Genomic DNA, 17,444 nt, shown 5'->3' with positions numbered 1-17,444 from the left:
ATCACCCCACAACACTCACGCAAGGTGGTTAATTTTCGTCCGACGACATCCGTTCAGTTTTCACCCGTCGTCGACAGTTACTCAGCCACGCATGCACGCGATACGTGACAACAGAAAACTGTTTGCTGAGCTTGGCTGTCCGAAAGAACTGAAACGGCTGTCGATCCCGTCATTTCGGGATTACATGCTGCGCACCACAATTTCACCCGAACTCGTACTCCACTTCGCTCGGATAGCTCTTGAAAATGCTAGCGCCACGAATTCCGAGCAATCGTCACCTGACCTGGTGGCTTGCGCGAACAGGGTCATCGACATCTTGGAAGCGAACTATCGCCACGAAGTCCGGCCGCGATAGGGCGGCGAGCGTGGCGTCTCGGCTGGGTCGGTCTAGAGACGAGGGCCGCGGCGTTGTTGTTCTTGTTCGACGTGTTGGGCGACGGTGTGGTGGTGTTCGATCGTCGCTTGTTCGTGTTCGGCGCGGCGTTGTTCTTCGCGGTGTTCTTGGATGCGGTCATGCAATTCGTCGATATCGCGGTGAACGGTGTTGAAGGGTGCGATGTCGGCTTTGTTCTCGGGGCGGTCGCCGGCCACTGAGGTGGTGTCGGTGATGTTGTAGCGGTCTCGGTACGCCTGAATCTCGGCGGCGGTGCGATCCCATTGCACTGCGATCTCGGGGTCTTCGGGACGGGTTTCGAGGTGCTGCGTGAAGCGTAGTTCGGGGTCGTTGCTGCGCTGGTCATCGGCGCGGATGCGTCGGGTGTTGGCGGTGTGTTCGGCGGCGATGTCGGTGTAGGTGGTCTCCAGCTGCTCGGCGAGTGCGGGGTTGACTAGGTGGGCGTCGAGGTCGGGGGAGGGCACCCAGTGCGGTGCCGCTGGGTCGACGGGCCCACGTGCCGATAGCGCGATGGTGTCGAGTGCGTCGGCGATGCCGGTGACGTGAGCGGTGGAGCGCGCGACGGTCTCGATTTTGCGGCACAGGTCGTCGACGTCGACCCCGGCGTGGGTGACGAGTTCGCGGATGCGGCCTACTGCTGCGTTCCATCTCGGGTCTTCGGTGCGTTCGGCGGCGGCGATCGCGGCGGGAAAGTGCTCGCGCAGGATCTCGTCATGTTCGGCTGCCCAGCTGGTGTTCTTCTTCTCGGTTGCGCTGGTGATGGCTGGTGCCATGTCTTTGATCAGGTTCGCTGCGGTGACGTCTTCGCCTCGCGCTGCGAGTTGCTGCGCGTGCCAGGAGAGAACTGCCTCAGGTGGGAGGCCTGCGAGTGCCGCTTTACGTAGGTGGCGTCCGAGTCGCTGCACCCCTGCTTCGGAGAGGATGCGTTCTGCTACGTCGGGTTCGAATGCTTCCCGGACGGGGCGGCGGATGCGGGTGGCGTCGAGCTGTGCGCGGGTCTCGTCGTAGCGGCGGATGGTTGCGCCAATGCCGTCGGTGCGCTCGTGTTCGGGGCGGGCGGTGGCGTAGCGGTCGGCGAGGATGCGGGCATAGTCGTCGAGTTCTTTGTCGGTGCTGGTGGTGCGTGGGGGGAGCGGGGGGAGCACGTTGTCGGCACGCTCGGCTGCCGCTTCTGCTGCGGCTTGGGTGGCTTCGATGATGCGGGAGTTCAGAACTCGGGCGACATCGCGGGCGGTGTGGAGTTCGCCTGATGCGAGTGCGTCGTTGAGGATGCGGCGGGCGCTGTCTCCTCGGTCGTGTGCCTGTCCGAGTGTGGTGCGCAGTTCGGCGAGGCTGCCGGGGTTTTCGGCGGCGATCGTCGCGAGTAGTGCGGCGGGCAGCGCCCGGTCGAGGACGTCGTCGAGCCAGCGATCGCGCAATCTGCTGTGTGCGGCGTGGTACGCCTCGCGGAGGCGTTCGGGGCTGCGGGCGTGCTCGAGTGCGTCGCGGATCTCGGTGATGGCGGCTTTGTGGCCGTTGTCGTTGGCGAGGATGCGGGTGAGGACTTCGCGGGAGTTCGGAGTCTGGATTTCGGAGAGGTGCATCCCTTCGGTGTCTTGGGTGACGCCGGGTTCGACGGGGACGTACAGGTGGTTTTCGGTGCGGCCGCGGGTGGTGGCGACGTAGAGGCCGGGCCGGTTGGTGGTGTGTCCGACGGTGGTGTGGGAGGTGTCGACGGTGATGCCTTGGCTGCGGTGCACGGTGGCGGCGTAGCCGAGTTCGGTGTTCCGCTTCACGTACCGGGCGGGCAGGGTGATCGTGCCCTCGTGGGTTTTGCTGCGTAGGTTCAGTGAGCCGTTCTCGTTGACGGCGGTGACGGTCCACAGGTCGCCGTTGCGGACGAACATGTTGCGCCGTTTGCCGCCCTTGGTGCGCAGACGGCGCTTGTTCTTGCGGGTCAGAACGATGTCACCGACTCCGGCGTCGAGTTCGTCGGACAGGGTCACTGTGTTGCCGGCTTTGGCGGTGCCGGCGGCGCGGTAGTGCGCTTGGATCGCGAGGTTCACTTCGCGGACGTCGTCTCGGGTGGACAGCATGACGATCGAGGTTTTCCCGGCCCCGATGTCGGCGAGGTAGGCGGTGGCGGCGGCGTCTTTCATCTCGGCGGCGGTGCCCTCGTGGACCCATCCGCGGGCGTAGAACAGCTCCAAGCTGCTCTCTTCACCGTGCCGCAGGGCGAGGGAGTTCTCGGCTTGTTCGGTGTCTTTGCCGAAGCGTACGACGACCGTGAGTTCGGGTGCGTTGGTCTCTTCGGCGAGCAGTCGCAGCGCTCCACCGGTTTCGACGGCGTCGAGCTGGTTCGGGTCACCGAGTAGACGGACCACGGCGCCCTTGGCGGCGGCGATTTCGGTGATAGCGGCGAGGTCTTTGGTTGATGCCAGGGATGCTTCGTCGACGAGCAGCATCGCCCCGGCGGGGATCTCGATGTGCTCGGGGAGGCTGCGTGGTTCGTGGCCTTCGAGGCCGCGCCACGGGTACGTCAGGGTCGCGAGGGTGTGGGCAGTGACGTCGATTTCTTCGCCCAAGGTTTCGGCCGCGACGGCGGACGGTGCGAGCGCAATGACCTCGTGTCCGGTTGCGCGCCAAGTGTCGGTGACCGCTTTCATCGACGTCGTCTTGCCGGTGCCGGCCGGGCCGACACCGACGGCGAGCAGTGTTCCGGAGCCGACGAAATGCTCGGCTAGTTCGCGCTGTCCGGCGTTGAGTGGATGATCACTGGTGCGGGCGATCTTTTCGACGACCTTGTCGAGTCCGGCTTGTGCCGCGATGTAGGCGGTCGGTGTTCGAGTGGCGTCGAGCATGAACTGTTCGGCGGTGATGATGCTCGCGGAGGTATGTAATGCGGTGCCGTGGTTGGTGAGGATGAACTCACCGTCACGCCGTCTGAGAGCCTCCGGCGCGGGGGGTAGCTCCGCCGCCGGGAGGTGCACGGACGCGCCAAGTACGTGTTCGGTGACGGTCTTCACTGCGGCTGCGCGGGCTGCTTCGTCGGGGAAGGAGACGGCCGCAAAGTTGGCGTCGACGGCGCTGTGTACGTGGGTGATGGCCCACGTTGCGCGTCCGTTCTCGAGGTGTTCGACGACTCGTTTCGCTTCCTCGGCCGGTGTTCCGGCCTTGCGCATAGCCTGGTGTTCACGCACTCCGGCGGCGTGTTCGCGCTGCACACCGCGCCATTGCTCGGCGAGGGTTCCTACTGCTGTGTCGTCGCCGAGGATCTGCGCGGATCGGGCGATCCAGTTGTTCTGCATTTCGCGCAGGGTTTGCGGTTCCTGCTTCCCGGCGCGGGTGTCGAGGTTGGCTTGTTGGTAGAGCGCGTACATCGCTTTCGCGCTGGGCATCCGGTCGTGTTTTTGGCGGTATTCGGCGACGAGCTGATCACGTCGGGTCTCGATCTGGGTGCGCCGTGAAGAGAACATTTCACATAGCTGCTGCGGCACTTCGGCGATCTCGACGACGTTCTGCCGGCCACGTCCGGTGCTGCGTTCGGTCAGTCCGAAACCGAGCTCGGTGTGCATTTTCGACATGATCGCCGCGTTGTAGCGCTGGGAGGCGGCGACGGCGTAGCGGTGCAGGGTGGCGCCGTCGAGAGCTCGCCACTTGCCGTCCTTTTCGGTGCAGACCTTGATGGACACGACGGCGTGGGTGTGCAGGTTCGGGTCCCCCGCGCGGGAGTCGTAGTGGTCGTAGAGGGTGGCGACCATGCCGGTGGTGTCCTGGTGCTCTTGGCTCGTCGCACCGGTGCGGGTGAAGCATGCTTCCTTCTCGATCCAGCCGAGTGTGCCCTTGACGGTCTCGTGGTGGATTCGTTCGATCTGGCGGCGTAGATCGTCGTCGGCGAGAGCCCACATCGTCGACACGCTCTTGGGTGGTGTGAACACCAGATCTTGTCCTGCGACGGGTTGCCGGACGCGGTTCTTCTGCGCCGAAATCCAGGACCACAGCTCTTGTGGGTTCTGTGCGGAACGCTTGTGCGTCTCCTCGAACAGTGCGGTTCCGACCTTCTCCATCAACGCACCGGACTCCGCTTTCGAGGGACGGCGGGCATTGTCGACCGCGAACTGCTCCAGGGCTGCACGGTGGGCTTTCAGCAGGGGGATGTCATTGGCGAAGTCCGGGAACTTGCGGCCGAGTCGAGCCTCTTTGACGGCCTTCTTCGGGTCCATCCCACCCTTGATTGACACCTCAACCATAGGGTCGGCGTTGGGGTGCATGCCCTCCCCGAAGAGTGCCTTCATCTGCGGTTCCGACACCGTGGCGCCGTCACTGATCCGATGCTCGTCTGCGATCTCGGTGTCGGCATCCATTCGTGCGAGATCTTCGAGTCCGCCACCGAACCACGTACCGGGCGGGGTGCCGTGTGCGGAGTAGTAGTCGGTCAATTCCTGCCCGTGCTCGCGTTCGCGGTCAGCGGTGGCAACCTGACTTGTCAGGTACTCGTAGCCATCGCCCGCGTGCAGCACGTGGAGGGTCATCACATGGCCACCTTAGCCGCTTCCGGCGGCACAGAAAGAGCACCACACCCCCAAACTCTGAAATTCAGCAAGAGGTGTGTCTGAATTTGGTGGTTTAGCTGAGTGAAACGAAGTGCATTTGGTGAGGGACGAACTGCTTGTGCTGAGGGAAGCGAAGTGTTGGAAAATATGGATGAGCTGGATGGATAGATGGTTTGACATGGTGATGTGTGAAAAGGTTCAGTGGAGTTGTGATGTTTGGCCCGAGTTTTTGAGCCGGGAACCGTTAGGTGGGCGGGGAACAATTGATGGCCGATCGCCGCTGCCGGCGGTAAGGTTTGCGGCATGGCGTCCTCAAACACATCCACGATCAGCGCGAGGGAACGGGCACGCGCAGCGAATGCCGCCCGTCTCGCGGAAGAGCAAGAGCGATTGAAGAAGGTCGAGGACGATCTCGTCCGATTCTTCAAGGCGCAAGAGTCGCGAGAGAAGATCGCGGACGATGCGCGAGTGCGTATCGAGCGCATCCGCGAAGAAACCGACACCAAGCTCGCCGACGCGGATCGTTCCGGTGCGGCTGCGATTGCGGATCTCAAATCTCGCGGCGAAACGGTGGCGAGCATCGCGCAGCTGACCGGCCTGACGACAACTGAGGTCAATAAATTGCTGCGGTCGACCAAACCGAAACAGAAATCGGAAAAGTCTCCCGCGGACAAGACTGCGTCGAAGGAAGATTCGTCACCGGCACCGGCACCGGCACCGGCACCGGCTTCGACTTCGTCGACTGATCCTGCCGCGCTGGCGTCGTAGAAGCGACCAGCGAATCAATGTCGGCCTTCGCGGTTTTCCCCGGTTGGGTGTCAGCGACCGATTGTGCGTTGCCTGAGATCGAGCGGAGCGGGAACAGAAATCTCGGGCATCCACATGAGGGATATCGCTGTCCCCGGTTGGGGGAAACCGCGGCCGATTCGTCGGCAACTCTCACAAGCGTTAGGGGCGTGTGCTGATGCCAGACGTCCTAACGCTTCCGGCGCTCGGCGATCCGGAACGGGAACGATTCGAGCGGTTCATCGTGCGCGGACCGGGCGAGCGGGATTGCCATTTTTGGACCGGCAGCATTTCCGATGACGGGTACGGAAGATTTTGGCTGATGCGCGATGGCCGGCAGCGAGTCGTGCGCCCGCATCGGTACGCGTTGATGCTCGAACTCGGTCGGCCGTTGACCGATTCCGAGTTCGCGATCCACGAAGTGTGCGACAACCCGATCTGTGTCCGGGCCACGACGAGCATCGCCGGACGTCCACATGTGGTTGCGGGTACGCAATCGCAGAATCTTGCAGGGATGAGCGCGAAAGGTCGCGGCGGCGGCCGGGGGCAGAGCTGGCATTGGTACGGCCCGGATCGCGCCGCACGGGCGGCGCGATCGAAGGCTCTGCGGGATGCGTTGCGCAATGGATGGGACGCAGACGCGGTGGAATCCGCGTTGCTTCGCACGGACACTCCGACACTCTTTTGACGAGCGAAAGGCACGAGAAAATGGGCGAGAACTTCACTCCGCGGGAGCGGTCCGCAGTGGAAGCGGCGGCATACCAGGCAACGAAGCACACGCAAAAGATCACCGACGCGGATCTCGTTGCGGTCGTCGAAGGTTTGACCGGAACGTCGGTTGCGCAGACTCCGCGTATCGACATCGCGTTTCCGGCGGCGGGCGATCCGGACGAGCTCTTCCACTGACCGACGCACGACGCGGCTCGGTTCGCCGGTCCGCGCAGTGCGGCGCAGTGGTTGTAAGGGCTCGATGCCCGAGCAACCACCACCACGTACGGGGGCGGCCCCGACTCTCTCGAGTTGAGTCGGGGCCGCGTTTTTGTCCGTTCGGCTATTCGGTGTCGAGGTCGATTCCCATCGACCGCGCTACCTCGACGCCGATGGTGGCAAGTTCGGCGATCGCCTCCGGTTTGATTCCGGCCGTGCGGGACGCGTCGAGCAGCTTGAGCAACGTCGTGAGGCTGGGGTCGACGCCGATGGCGCTAGCAGCGTCGAGCGCAATTCCGGCGGCGGCTCCGTCGCCGTCGACGTATGCGGCCAACCCGGCAAGGGTGAGGATCTGGACTCGGTAGTTTCCGCGTAGGTGCGTGGCGATGGTGCCGAAGGCGTCCGCTGCGGCTTGCGGGCTGATCGTGACGATTCCGATCATGGCATCGCGATGATGCGGGTCCGCTGCCGCGCACAATCCGGCTCGGGCGGCGAGGTCGAGACTGGAAACCTCGAAATTGCGTACGACTGCGGCGATTTCCGTGATCGTGTTTCGTGCGAAGTCCTCGCCCTGCTCGGCTGCGGCGGCGCGAGCTGCGTCCATGTCGGCGGCCGTGTCCTCGCGGTAACGCGCTTCGATGTCGGCGCGGCTGCTCGACGTCTGACGCCCGCTCATGATTCGGTTCATGCTGACCTCCGAGAGGATCGGGTCGGCGGTGCGTCCGCTCTCCTCGCCGTTGGTGTCGAACCACTCCGCTCCGATTTCGAGAGACTCGGCGACAAGGGTGCGGACGCTGCGGATTCCCCTGGTGTCGAGCTCGCGCTGAGCTGCCTCGATCTGATCGAGACCGGCGGCGGCTACCGGACCGGCGCCGACGACAACCCAGATAACGGACGTGACTGCCGCTTGCTCGAGTGCGGTGCTGTAGTCGGCTGCCGCATCGGCACCGACGACATCGGTGCGCGCAACGAACGCGAGCGTGGCCGGTGATCCGGTGAGAGCGATCATCACGACGGAATTGACGGGGACGAATCCGAGCAATGCCGGGATTGCGGCCAAAACGTCGGTGGCGGTCCTCAAACGGATGTTCTGCATGTCGTTCCCCTTGCTGTGAAAGTGACCGGGCCTCGTGCCCCGCCAATTTTTTTCGCCTTCTGGCAAAGGAGAATCGCGTCGGCATGAGGGGGCCGGAGTGCCACCCCTGGGCCGAGAAAATTTTGACGGGAGCGTGCGAGGGGCGAAAATTTCTCGGAGCCATCGGCCGGCGCTTGCGCCGCCAGGGGTTGCGCGCAGGTCACCGCCGACGAGAATCGGAAGGCCAGAAGTGAAAACAAATCAATGCTTTTCACAGAACGGAGCGCAGCGGAGTTCATGTCGGGGGACACCGAAGGTGGCCGGCCGCCGGGCAGGCGTCAGCATTCCGCCGGCAGCGCGGCGTCGCGGCACTCCCACTGACCACCGACCCGGGTACAGGTGCGGCGTTGCTCGCACAACCAGCACCGTTGATTGCGTCGGGTCAACAACCGCGCTCCGGTCGCGGCGGGCCGTGGGTGTTCGGTGGTCTCGGCGCGCTCTCGCTCGGATACGGGCCTGATCATGTCGCCGAAGATGCGGCGGCACTGCGAGCAGATTTCTCCGTCCTCGGCCACGATGTTCGAGCATCCCGCGAGAACGCATCCGGTGAACATCTGCGGATCCACCATCGTCTCTGCCTTCGGGGCGCTCACCATCTGAATCGGATTCCGTGCGGTACGGCGGCGCGCTCGACTCGGCCGTAAACCCGATTCACCCGTGAGGGTGCGATCTGTCCGGCGTCGTAGGCGGGGCGGGTCGCGACGGCGAGCAGGGCGACGGCTTCGCGGGCGCTCACTTCGTGCGCGAGGGTGAGCCACCCGATTTCCGCTTGCATCCCGGTAGCGCTCGTCGCGGCGGTGATCTTGCCGGTCAGCATCTCGAGGATCTCGGCGGCCGCCATTCCTGAGGGTGTGATCGGCGGGGTACGGGGTTGCGGTAGTACTCGCCGAAAATCGGGCGGATACGCCCGCGGCAGGCTTCGGTTCGAGGGTGAGCACCAGGGGAACGGATGGGGGTCGAGTGTGCCCGGGGGTCGGTACGGCAGAAACGGGCCGCCATCGGGTCGGTTGCTGATGACGAGGGTCGCGCTGGCAATTTCGGTTGACCGCGCATCGGATCCCGTATCGAGTGGGCATCACCTGTTGTGGTTGCCGCCGACGAGCTCTGGAGTTGTAGTCCATCCGTGGCCCTTGAGGTCGGGGACAGGGTCGCCATCGTCCACCGCCCGGAACTCTCCCGATATTGGTCTCCGGGTGCGCGTGGTGTGCGACACGACGACTTCCACCACGACGCCACCGCGGTGCCGCGGTGCCGCGGCGATCACGGTGGTGTCTGGAGCGTGGGTCGGATTCAGCGCGGTGCCATGCGGATCGCCCCGTCGAGACGAATGGTCTCGCCGTTGAGCATCGGGTTGCTGACGATGGATTCCACCAGGCGTGCGTATTCGGCAGGGTCACCGAGGCGGCTCGGGTGCGGCACCTGCGCACCGAGCGCTTCCTGCACATGATCAGGGAGGGTGCCGAGCAGCGGGGTCTTGAACAGGCCCGGGGCGATGGTGTTCACCCGGATCTGCAGCGACGCCAGATCACGGGCGATCGGAAGGGTGGCGCCGACGATGCCGCCCTTCGATGCCGAGTAGGCGGCCTGGCCGATCTGCCCCTCGAACGCTGCGACGGATGCGGTGTTGACGATGACGCCGCGCTCGCCGTCGATTGGTTCGTTGCCGGCCATCGCATGTGCGGCCAGGCGGATCACGTTGAATGTGCCGACGAGATTGACCTCGACGACCTTCTTGAAGGCGGCGAGCGGGAACGGCCCGTCCGTGCCGACGGTCTTGACGGCATTGCCGATGCCCGCGCAGTTCACGGTGATGCGCAGGGTGTCGTCGGCGTTGGCAAGGGCGACAGCCGAGGTGACGGCGTCTTCGTCGGTGACGTCGGCGGGAACGAACTGCACGGCGTCGCCGAGTGCGTCCAGCGCCTCGGTGTTCGCGGTGGGTAGGTCGAGGGCGACGACGCGCGCACCGGCCTTGGCGAACGCGGTGACGGTGGCCAGGCCGAGCCCGGAGGCGGCGCCGGTGACGAGGGCGGTGGTTCCTGCAATGTCCATGTCGATACCTGCTTTCGGGGAGAAGAGTGTGGGTTAGGAGAGTCGTTCGATGATGGTGACGTTGGCCTGGCCGCCGCCCTCGCACATGGTCTGCAGTCCGTAACGGCCGCCGGTGCGTTCGAGTTCGTGGAGCAGCGTCGTCATGAGCCGGGTGCCGGTCGCGCCGATCGGGTGTCCGAGCGCGATCGCGCCGCCGTTCGGGTTCACCCGTGTGGGATCGGCATCGAGGTCGCGCAGCCATGCCATGACCACCGGAGCGAACGCTTCGTTGATCTCGACGACGTCGATGTCGTCGATGCTCAGGCCCGTCTTCTCGAGCGCCCGCTGCGTCGCCGGAATCGGGGCGGTGAGCATGAGGACCGGGTCCGCGCCGAGAACGGTCAGGTGGTGGATGCGGGCGCGGGGAGTGAGCCCGTATCGTGTCACCGCATCATGGGATGCGATGAGCATCGCCGACGACGCGTCGGAGATCTGGCTCGAGACGGCGGCGGTGAGGCGTCCTCCGGGGGTGAGGGTGCGCAGTGCCGCCATCTTCTCCGCGGAAGTGTCCGCACGCGGTCCTTCGTCGACGGTGACGTCCGCGAAGGGGGCGATCTCGGCGTCGAACCGGCCCTCGTCAATGGCGCGCAGCGCGCGGCGATGGCTTTCGAGCGCGAATTCCTCCATCGCGGACCGCTCGATTCCCCATCGTTCGGCGATCAGCTCGGCGCCCCGGAACTGGGAGATCTCCTGATCGCCGAATCGGGCCTGCCACGTCTGCGAGCCGGAGTGCAGATCCGGGGAGCCGTAGGGCTCGCCGGCGGTGATCGACGACAGCAGCGGGAATTGGCTCATCTTCTGCACTCCGCCCGCGACGATCAGGTCGGCCGTCCCGCTCATCACTGCCTGCGCGGCGAAATGCACTGCCTGCTGCGATGATCCACACTGACGGTCGAGGGTGACACCGGGGACGGATTCGGGCAGTCCGGCCGCGAGAGCGGCGGTGCGGGCGATGTCGCCGGCCTGCGCACCGATGTTGTCGAGGCAGCCGAATATGACGTCGTCGATTCCGGCCGGGTCGATGTCGGTGCGCCCGACGAGGGTGGCGATGACGTGCGCGGCGAGGTCGATCGGATGGGTTTCGGCGAATCCGCCGCCGCGCCGCCCGACGGGGGTGCGCACGGCGTCGATGATGTATGCGTCGGGCATGGAGCCTCCGGAAAGAGTGGTGGTCATGAGATTTGTGGTGGACGGGCACGGACGTAGGCCTCGACGTCCACGCTGAGCACCGGCCTGACTTGGGCATCGGTCAGTTCGGCCGCAGTGGTGACGAGGGCACGGTCCCGATCGTCGAAGGCGACGTCCTGGATCACGACGGTGCCGGTGAGCGTGTCCCCTGGGCGGACGGGCCGCAGGAACCGGACCTCCCGAAGGCGTCGTCCGGCGATGACGCTCCAGCCGGAGAACACGTCCAGCACCGCGAGCCGCTGATACACGGCGAGGGTGTGCAGGCCGCTGGCGATCAACCCCTCGTATGCCCCGGCGTCGGCCACGTCCTTGTCGACGTGGAAGCCCTGGGGATCCCACAGGCCGGCGAAGTCGACCAGCTCCCGCTCGGTGATCGTGTACGAACCCAGCCGGTACCGGCGGCCCACCTCGATGTCCTCGCCGTACACCACACCGGACTGAAGGGCATCGACGTGGTCGGTCACTGCGTCCGCACCTCCGCCCGCAGTACGTGCTTAAGGATCTTCCCCGACGGGTTGCGCGGGATCGACCGGACCACGAGGTCGCGGGGCAGCTTGTAGTCGGAGACGTACTCGGCCGCGAACACCCGCAGGTCGTGGAGTGTCACCTCACGTCCCTCGACGGGTGTCACGACCGCAACGATTGTCTCGCCGAACGTGTCGTCGAGGCGGCTGACAATCGCGACGTCCAGCACGTCCGGATGCGCTGCGAGTGCGTTCTCGACCTCGACGGAGTACACGTTGCGGCCACCGGTGATGATCATGTCCTTGAGACGGTCGACGATGGTGATGTAGCCGTCGTCGTCCCGGACCGCGAGGTCACCGCTGTGCAGCCAGCCGCCGCGCAGCGTCTCGGCCGTGGCGTCCCGTTTGTTCCAGTACCCCTTCATGATGGTCTCGCCGCGCACGATCATCTCGCCGGTCTCGCCTACCGCGACGTCGTTGCCGTCGTGGTCGACGAGCCGCACCTCGGCGTTGGTGATCGCCCATCGTCCGGTGGCGTCGGGGCGTGCCTTCACATCATCGGGCGTCGAGTAGATGCCGGTGGGGCCTCCCTCGGTCTGGCCGCACAGCTGAAAGAAACCCACGTCCGGCAGGGTCGCGACGAGTTTCTCGACCGCGCTCGGCGGCATCGGCGCAGCTCCGAAGAACCCGAGCCGCCAAGCCGACAGATCCCGGTCGGGCAGATCCGGCAGCGTCAACAGCAGCTGATACATCGTTGGGACACCCAGGAACGCGGTGATGCGGTGGCGTTCGAGCGCGTCGACGACTGCTCTGGGCTCGAACGCCGGCAGCACCAAGTGAGTGGTGCCCATGGAGAATCCGGCCAGCACCATGAGTACGAGTTCGGCGCAGTGGTACATCGGTGCGACATGCAGCTGCCGGTCGAACGAGTTCAGTCCCAGCGCGCTCATCGAATGCCCGACCCAGAGCAGTCGGTGGTGGTCGAACAATGCGCCCTTGGGTGCTCCGGTGGTGCCCGAGGTGTAGATGATCATGCAGTCGTCGTCCTCGACGACCTCGACCGGCGGCTCGTCGTTCGGCATGTTCGGGGTGAGCCGGGTGAAGTCGTCGAAACCGGACGCCTCGTCCAGGGAGTAGATCCTGGCGGTCGGTTCCGGATCGAGCTGAGTCAGGCCCCGGACCGCCCCGTCCGTGTCGCCACCGAACAGCAGCACGCACGCGCCGGAATCGTCGAGCAGGTACCGCAATTCACGCGCTGTGGCACGCGGGTTCAGCGGGACGGCGATCGCGCCGACCTTGAACGCCCCGTACAACGCGAGCAGGAAGCGGTCGGAGTTGGGCGAGAGCACCGCCACACGATCGCCCTTGCCCACGCCCAGCGAGAGCAGGGCGTGCGCGTACCGGTTGATGTCCGCGTCCAGTTCCCGGTAGGTGCGTTCGGTCTCGCCGAACACGAGCGCGCACCGATCCGGGTGTCGTCGCGCATTGATCGATAGTTGTCCGCCGAGCGTTGCCATGGTTTCTCCGTCACTTATCTGAGTTCAGGGTTGGTGGAATTTCGGTGCTCAGGTGCGCAAAACGGCCGCAACACGTCGTTCGAAGTCCGGCGTCCCCAGGAGTTCGATCTGTCCGTCACGTTCTCGCTCCAGAACATCGTCGAAGGCGCCGAGCGCGGACTCGGCCAGCGCCTTCTTCGTCAATTCCAGTGCTCGGCGCGGTCGGTCGGCGAGCCTCCTGGCCACTGCCTCCACGTAAGTGGCGAGTGCGTCGTCAGGCAGCACCCGGGAAACGAGCCCGATCTTCACCGCGTCGGCTGCGGGGACTCGCTCGCCGAGCAGTGCCATCTCGGCGGCGCGCGTCCGCCCGATCGCCGCGGAAACCAATCGAGTGGCACCACCATCGGGCATCAGTCCGATAGAGGTGAACGGCAACAGGAAGTACGCACTCTGCGCGGCGAACGCCAGATCCGCCGCGCAGGCGAGGGACGCGCCGAAACCGGCGGCCGGCCCGTTGACTGCGGCGATCACCGGGACAGGCGCCCCGACGATCGTGCGAATCACCTCGTTGGCGGCGTCCATGATCGCCGCGGGGGGTTCGTTCAGCGACGTCAGATCAGCGCCGGTGCAGAACGCCCGACCCGCCCCGACGAGCACGATCACCCGAGTGCTCTCGTCGGCGCAGGCGGAACGCAGGACGGCTCCGAGCTGTCGGAGAGTGTCCGGATCGACGGCGTTCAACCGTGCCGGCCGGCTCATGGTGATGGTCAGGACCGCATTCTCGAGTTTGGTGGGGATGCTCGGATCCGGCTCGATCACAGCGACCGCCCGATGAGGACCTTCATGATCTCGTTGGTACCGCCGTAGATCTTCTGCACGCGCGCCGCCGCGTACATCTGTGCGATGGGGTACTCCATCATGTAGCCGTAGCCGCCGAAGACCTGCAGGCAGCGGTCGATGATCTCGACCTGCTTGTCGGTGCCCCACAGCTTCGCCATCGATGCGGTCGCGGCGTCGAGGGTGCCGTCGAGGTACCGCTGGATGCAGTGGTCCATCAGCGTCTTGCCTGCCAGTACCTCGGTCTTGCATTCGGCGAGAAGGAACTGGGTGTTCTGGAAGTCGAGGACCGTCTTGCCGAATGCCTGACGCTGCTTGGCATACGTGATCGTTTCGATCACCGCGGCCTCGGCCATGGCGACCCCCGCGATACCGATGATGAGGCGTTCGCGGGGGAGTTGCTCCATAAGTTGGTAGAAGCCGCGGCCTTCGATGCCGCCGAGGAGATTCTCCGCCGGCACCCGCATGTCGGTGAACGACAGTTCGCGGGTGTCCTGGCCGTGCTGTCCGATCTTGTGCAGCACCCGGCCGCGTTCGAAGCCCTCGAGCCCCTGGGTTTCGGCGACGAGCAAGGAGATGCCCTTTGCGCCGAGCGAGGGATCGGTCTTGGCGACGATGATGAGCAGATCGCAGTGGGTGGCGTTGGAAATGAACGTCTTCGAGCCGTTGACGACATAGTGGTCGCCGTCCCGGACCGCGGTGGTGCGCACGGCCTGCAGATCCGATCCGGTGCCGGGTTCGGTCATCGCGACACCGATGACCATCTCACCGCTGGCCATCTTCGGGATCCACCGCTTCTTCTGTTCCTCGGTGGCGTAGGCGCAGATGTAATGCGCGACGATCGTCGAGTGCACGTTGAAACCGAACGCGGTGTCGTGCGCGAGGACGAGTTCCTGTTGAACGACGGCCTCGTGGCCGAAATTGCCGCCGCCGCCGCCGTCCTCCTCGGGCAGGCCCAGGCAGAGCAGTCCGGCGGCTCCGGTCTTGGTCCAGAATTCGCGGTCCACGTGATGCTGCTGCGCCCACCGTTCCTGGTGGGGTGTGGCCTCCTTGCGGAAGAATTCGGCGGCGTGCTTGCGTAGCAGCGCCTGGTCGTCGGTTTCCCACGGGGATCGGTAGTCGGGGAACAGTTCGCTCATGATCGGGTCTACTTTCCGGTGAATTCGGGTGCACGTTTGCCGAGGAAGGCGGCTTGTCCCTCGTGGCTGTCGGCGGATCGGAGCGCCGTGTCGAAGTTGCGTTTTTCGTGTTCGAGGCCCTGCGACAGCGTTGCCTCGAACGTCCGCAGCGCGGCATCCTTGGCCAGCGCCACGGCCAGCGGCGAATTCCTCGCGATGCGCTGCGCCATGGCCACGGCGTGGGCGAGTGCCTCACCGTCGGCGACGACGTCGGCAACGATGCCCGCGTCGGATGCCTGCTGCGCGGTGATGAAATCGCCGGTCAACAGCATCGCCATGGATTTGGACTTGCCGACGGCTCGGATGAGCCGCTGGGTGCCGCCGCCCCCGGGGATCACCCCGAGTTTGACCTCGGGCACACCGAACTTCGCAGATTGGCCGGAGATGATGATGTCGCACGCGAGTGCGAGTTCACAGCCACCGCCGAGCGCCAGACCCTCCACGGCCGCGATGACGGGCTTGGGGTAGGTGCCCAGGTCGGCCCAGATGGTGCCGCCCAAGGCCGGCCGGTCCCCGAGTAGCGGCTGGGTGCGCAGCGTGTCGAATGCGGTGATGTCGGCACCGGCGCAGAACACCCCGCCGGTGCCGGTGAGCACGACGGCGCGCACGGTGTCGTCGCCGCGCAGGTGTGTGAGTTCGGTGTTCAGTGCGGTGAGGAGTTCCTCGTTGAGGCTGTTCTTCGCGGCGGGCCGGGACAGTGCGAGGACCGCCACCGCACCCTGCCGAGTGGTCTGCAGGACTGTCGTGTTCATCGTGTCTCCGTGTAGATGTCGGCGTGCTGAGCGCGGAGGACCTTCTTGTCGAGCTTGCCGACGCTGGTGCGTGGCAGTGCATCGACGAACAGCACGGTGTCGGGAATCTGCCACTTGGCGAACTTGCCGTCGAGCACACTGGTGATGTCGTCGAGGGCCAGTTCTTCACCGTCGGTGGTGACGACGAGGGCGACGGGGCGTTCCTGCCATTTCGGGTGGGCGACGCCGATGACGGCGGCCTCCTTGACCTTCGGGTGTCCGACGAGGGCGTTTTCCATGTCGATCGAGGAGATCCATTCGCCGCCGCTCTTGACGACGTCCTTGATCCGGTCGGTGAGCTTGAGGTAGCCGGTGGGGTCGATGCGGCCGACATCGCCGCTGCGCCAGTACCCGTCGAAGAACTTGTCGGCGTCGTCGTCGAGCTTGTGGTAGCGCTCGATGATCCACGGGCCGCGCAGCAGCACCTCGCCCTGACTCTTGCCGTCGTGCGGCAGGTCATTGCCCTGGGCGTCGACGATGCGGATGTCGATTCCGTTGACCGGAAGCCCCTGGGAACGCTTGAGGTTCCACTTGTCCTCGTCGGACATCGCACTCCGCAACGACGGTTTGAGCGGCCCGTTGATCGCCACCAGTGGGGTGGTTTCGGTGGCTCCGTAGGCGTGGATGATGTCGGCGCCGGTGATCTCGTAGAAGTCGCGCATCAGTGACAGCGCCGGTTCGGTCGCACCGGAGAGCAGGCGGGCCCGGGAGAAGTCGGGTGCGACGTCCAGCGTTTTGATGTAGTCCATCATCGGCTGGAAGATCGCGGGTGCGCCGTTGGCGACGGTGACCTGCTCGGTGATCATCGCGTCCACCAGTGCTGAGGTGTCCTCGGCCATGTAGCGGCCGGGCAGGATGATCTTCGCGGCACTGTGGACCGCGGCCTGGGGCAGACCCCAGCTCTGCCCGTGGAACATGGGGGTGATGAGCATGACGGCGTCGTCGCTGCGCATCCCCAGCCCGGCGGCCTCGGCGAGGGTGTGCAGATAGATACCGCGGTGCGAGTAGTAGATGCCCTTCGGCCGGCCGGTGGTGCCGGTCGTGTAACAGGCGCTGTAGGCGGAGGTTTCGTCGATGACAGGCCAGTCGATCTCGGGGTCGGCAGCCGCCAGGAGGTCCTCCCAGTGTGCAGCGCCGGGCAGCGTGGTGCGGATGTCCGACAGCGGCTTGTCGGTCATCACGATCCACGTCTTCACACCCGGGGTCAGCGGGGCCAGCGCCTCGGCGACCGGGAGCAGGGACTCGTCGACGAGGACCACGGACGCGTCGCTGTGGCCGGTGACGTAACCGAGATCGTCGGGGGCCAGTCGCAGGTTCATCTGCAGCATCGCCGCGGCGATTCCCGGGATGGCCCAGTACAGCTCGAAGTGGCGCCGGCTGTTCCAGTCGAGGATGCCGACCACGTCGGCCGCGCCGACGCCGATGCTCGTCAGGGCGTTCGCCGCCCGCTTGATGCGCGCGTAGGCGTCGGCGTAGGTGTAGCGGTCCCAGCCGCCGTCGGCGGTGCGGAACACGATCTGCTGTTCCGGGTAGGTGCGGGCCGCATGACGGATGAAGGTGGTGGTGTTGAGCTGGTAGTGATCGCCGTGGGTGGACGGTAATCCTTTGACGATCTCGGTTGTCATGAT

15 protein-coding genes are annotated in these 17,444 nt (G+C 65.4%); 3 read left to right on the top strand and 12 right to left on the bottom strand.

The features are described from left to right. Nucleotides 1-387 precede the first annotated feature (387 nt). Complete coding sequence (mobF, locus tag AC1Q61_RS24700; protein WP_265155460.1) at nt 388-4,905, bottom strand: MobF family relaxase; 4,518 nt, start codon at nt 4,903-4,905, stop codon at nt 388-390. Nucleotides 4,906-5,229: 324 nt separating this feature from the next. Between mobF and AC1Q61_RS24695 the strand changes: the two genes are divergently transcribed. From AC1Q61_RS24695 to AC1Q61_RS24685, 3 genes are all read left to right on the top strand, one after another. Then, nucleotides 5,230-5,694 (top strand): hypothetical protein, encoded by a 465-nt coding sequence (locus tag AC1Q61_RS24695; RefSeq protein WP_125052911.1) that lies wholly within the window; start codon nt 5,230-5,232, stop codon nt 5,692-5,694. Nucleotides 5,695-5,890: 196 nt separating this feature from the next. Further along, the gene (locus AC1Q61_RS24690; protein WP_064074521.1) at nt 5,891-6,400 is read left to right on the top strand and encodes a hypothetical protein; all 510 of its coding nucleotides are present in this window, start codon (nt 5,891-5,893) and stop codon (nt 6,398-6,400) included. A 20-nt stretch (nt 6,401-6,420) separates the two neighbouring features. After that, nucleotides 6,421-6,618, top strand: coding sequence for a hypothetical protein (locus AC1Q61_RS24685; RefSeq protein WP_125052908.1), 198 nt, complete (start codon nt 6,421-6,423; stop codon nt 6,616-6,618). A gap of 145 nt (nt 6,619-6,763) precedes the next feature. Here AC1Q61_RS24685 and AC1Q61_RS24680 read toward each other — a convergent pair whose 3' ends face one another. The 11 genes from AC1Q61_RS24680 to AC1Q61_RS24630 form a co-directional block, all read right to left on the bottom strand. Further along, on the bottom strand, nt 6,764-7,735 hold the full coding sequence (locus tag AC1Q61_RS24680; RefSeq protein ID WP_125052905.1) for a DUF4192 domain-containing protein: 972 nt from the start codon (nt 7,733-7,735) through the stop codon (nt 6,764-6,766). A 317-nt stretch (nt 7,736-8,052) separates the two neighbouring features. Next, nucleotides 8,053-8,370 carry a hypothetical protein gene (locus AC1Q61_RS24675; protein ID WP_125052902.1) on the bottom strand — a complete coding sequence of 106 codons (318 nt, stop codon included), beginning with the start codon at nt 8,368-8,370 and terminating at the stop codon, nt 8,053-8,055. Continuing rightward, nucleotides 8,364-8,615: a hypothetical protein gene (locus AC1Q61_RS24670; protein WP_241199192.1), complete on the bottom strand. Its 252-nt coding sequence runs from the start codon at nt 8,613-8,615 to the stop codon at nt 8,364-8,366. The genes AC1Q61_RS24675 and AC1Q61_RS24670 overlap by 7 nt, the downstream gene beginning before the upstream one ends. Nucleotides 8,616-9,064: 449 nt before the next feature. Then, on the bottom strand, nt 9,065-9,823 hold the full coding sequence (locus AC1Q61_RS24665; RefSeq protein WP_125052899.1) for a 3-hydroxyacyl-CoA dehydrogenase: 759 nt from the start codon (nt 9,821-9,823) through the stop codon (nt 9,065-9,067). A gap of 33 nt (nt 9,824-9,856) precedes the next feature. Then, nucleotides 9,857-11,011: an acetyl-CoA C-acetyltransferase gene (locus AC1Q61_RS24660; RefSeq protein WP_125052978.1), complete on the bottom strand. Its 1,155-nt coding sequence runs from the start codon at nt 11,009-11,011 to the stop codon at nt 9,857-9,859. A gap of 23 nt (nt 11,012-11,034) precedes the next feature. After that, entirely contained in the window at nt 11,035-11,514 is a 480-nt protein-coding gene (locus AC1Q61_RS24655) for a MaoC/PaaZ C-terminal domain-containing protein (protein WP_241199191.1), read from the bottom strand. Continuing rightward, nucleotides 11,511-13,031 (bottom strand): class I adenylate-forming enzyme family protein, encoded by a 1,521-nt coding sequence (locus tag AC1Q61_RS24650; RefSeq protein ID WP_125052896.1) that lies wholly within the window; start codon nt 13,029-13,031, stop codon nt 11,511-11,513. The genes AC1Q61_RS24655 and AC1Q61_RS24650 overlap by 4 nt, the downstream gene beginning before the upstream one ends. Nucleotides 13,032-13,079: 48 nt before the next feature. Continuing rightward, a complete protein-coding gene (locus AC1Q61_RS24645; protein WP_492651208.1) occupies nt 13,080-13,829 on the bottom strand; it encodes an enoyl-CoA hydratase-related protein in 750 nt (249 codons plus the stop codon). Continuing rightward, nucleotides 13,826-14,986 (bottom strand): acyl-CoA dehydrogenase family protein, encoded by a 1,161-nt coding sequence (locus AC1Q61_RS24640; RefSeq protein ID WP_125052893.1) that lies wholly within the window; start codon nt 14,984-14,986, stop codon nt 13,826-13,828. Before AC1Q61_RS24640 ends, AC1Q61_RS24645 begins: the two co-directional genes overlap by 4 nt. Nucleotides 14,987-14,994: 8 nt before the next feature. Further along, nucleotides 14,995-15,777: an enoyl-CoA hydratase/isomerase family protein gene (locus tag AC1Q61_RS24635; RefSeq protein ID WP_125052890.1), complete on the bottom strand. Its 783-nt coding sequence runs from the start codon at nt 15,775-15,777 to the stop codon at nt 14,995-14,997. Then, nucleotides 15,774-17,441: a long-chain-fatty-acid--CoA ligase gene (locus AC1Q61_RS24630; protein ID WP_125052887.1), complete on the bottom strand. Its 1,668-nt coding sequence runs from the start codon at nt 17,439-17,441 to the stop codon at nt 15,774-15,776. The genes AC1Q61_RS24635 and AC1Q61_RS24630 overlap by 4 nt, the downstream gene beginning before the upstream one ends. Nucleotides 17,442-17,444: the final 3 nt, after the last annotated feature.

This window comes from Rhodococcus sp. MPR-R1B, from assembly GCF_058793255.1.
The sequence above is the reverse complement of the archived record's forward strand: the minus strand, read 5'-3'. Positions and strand labels throughout refer to the sequence as shown.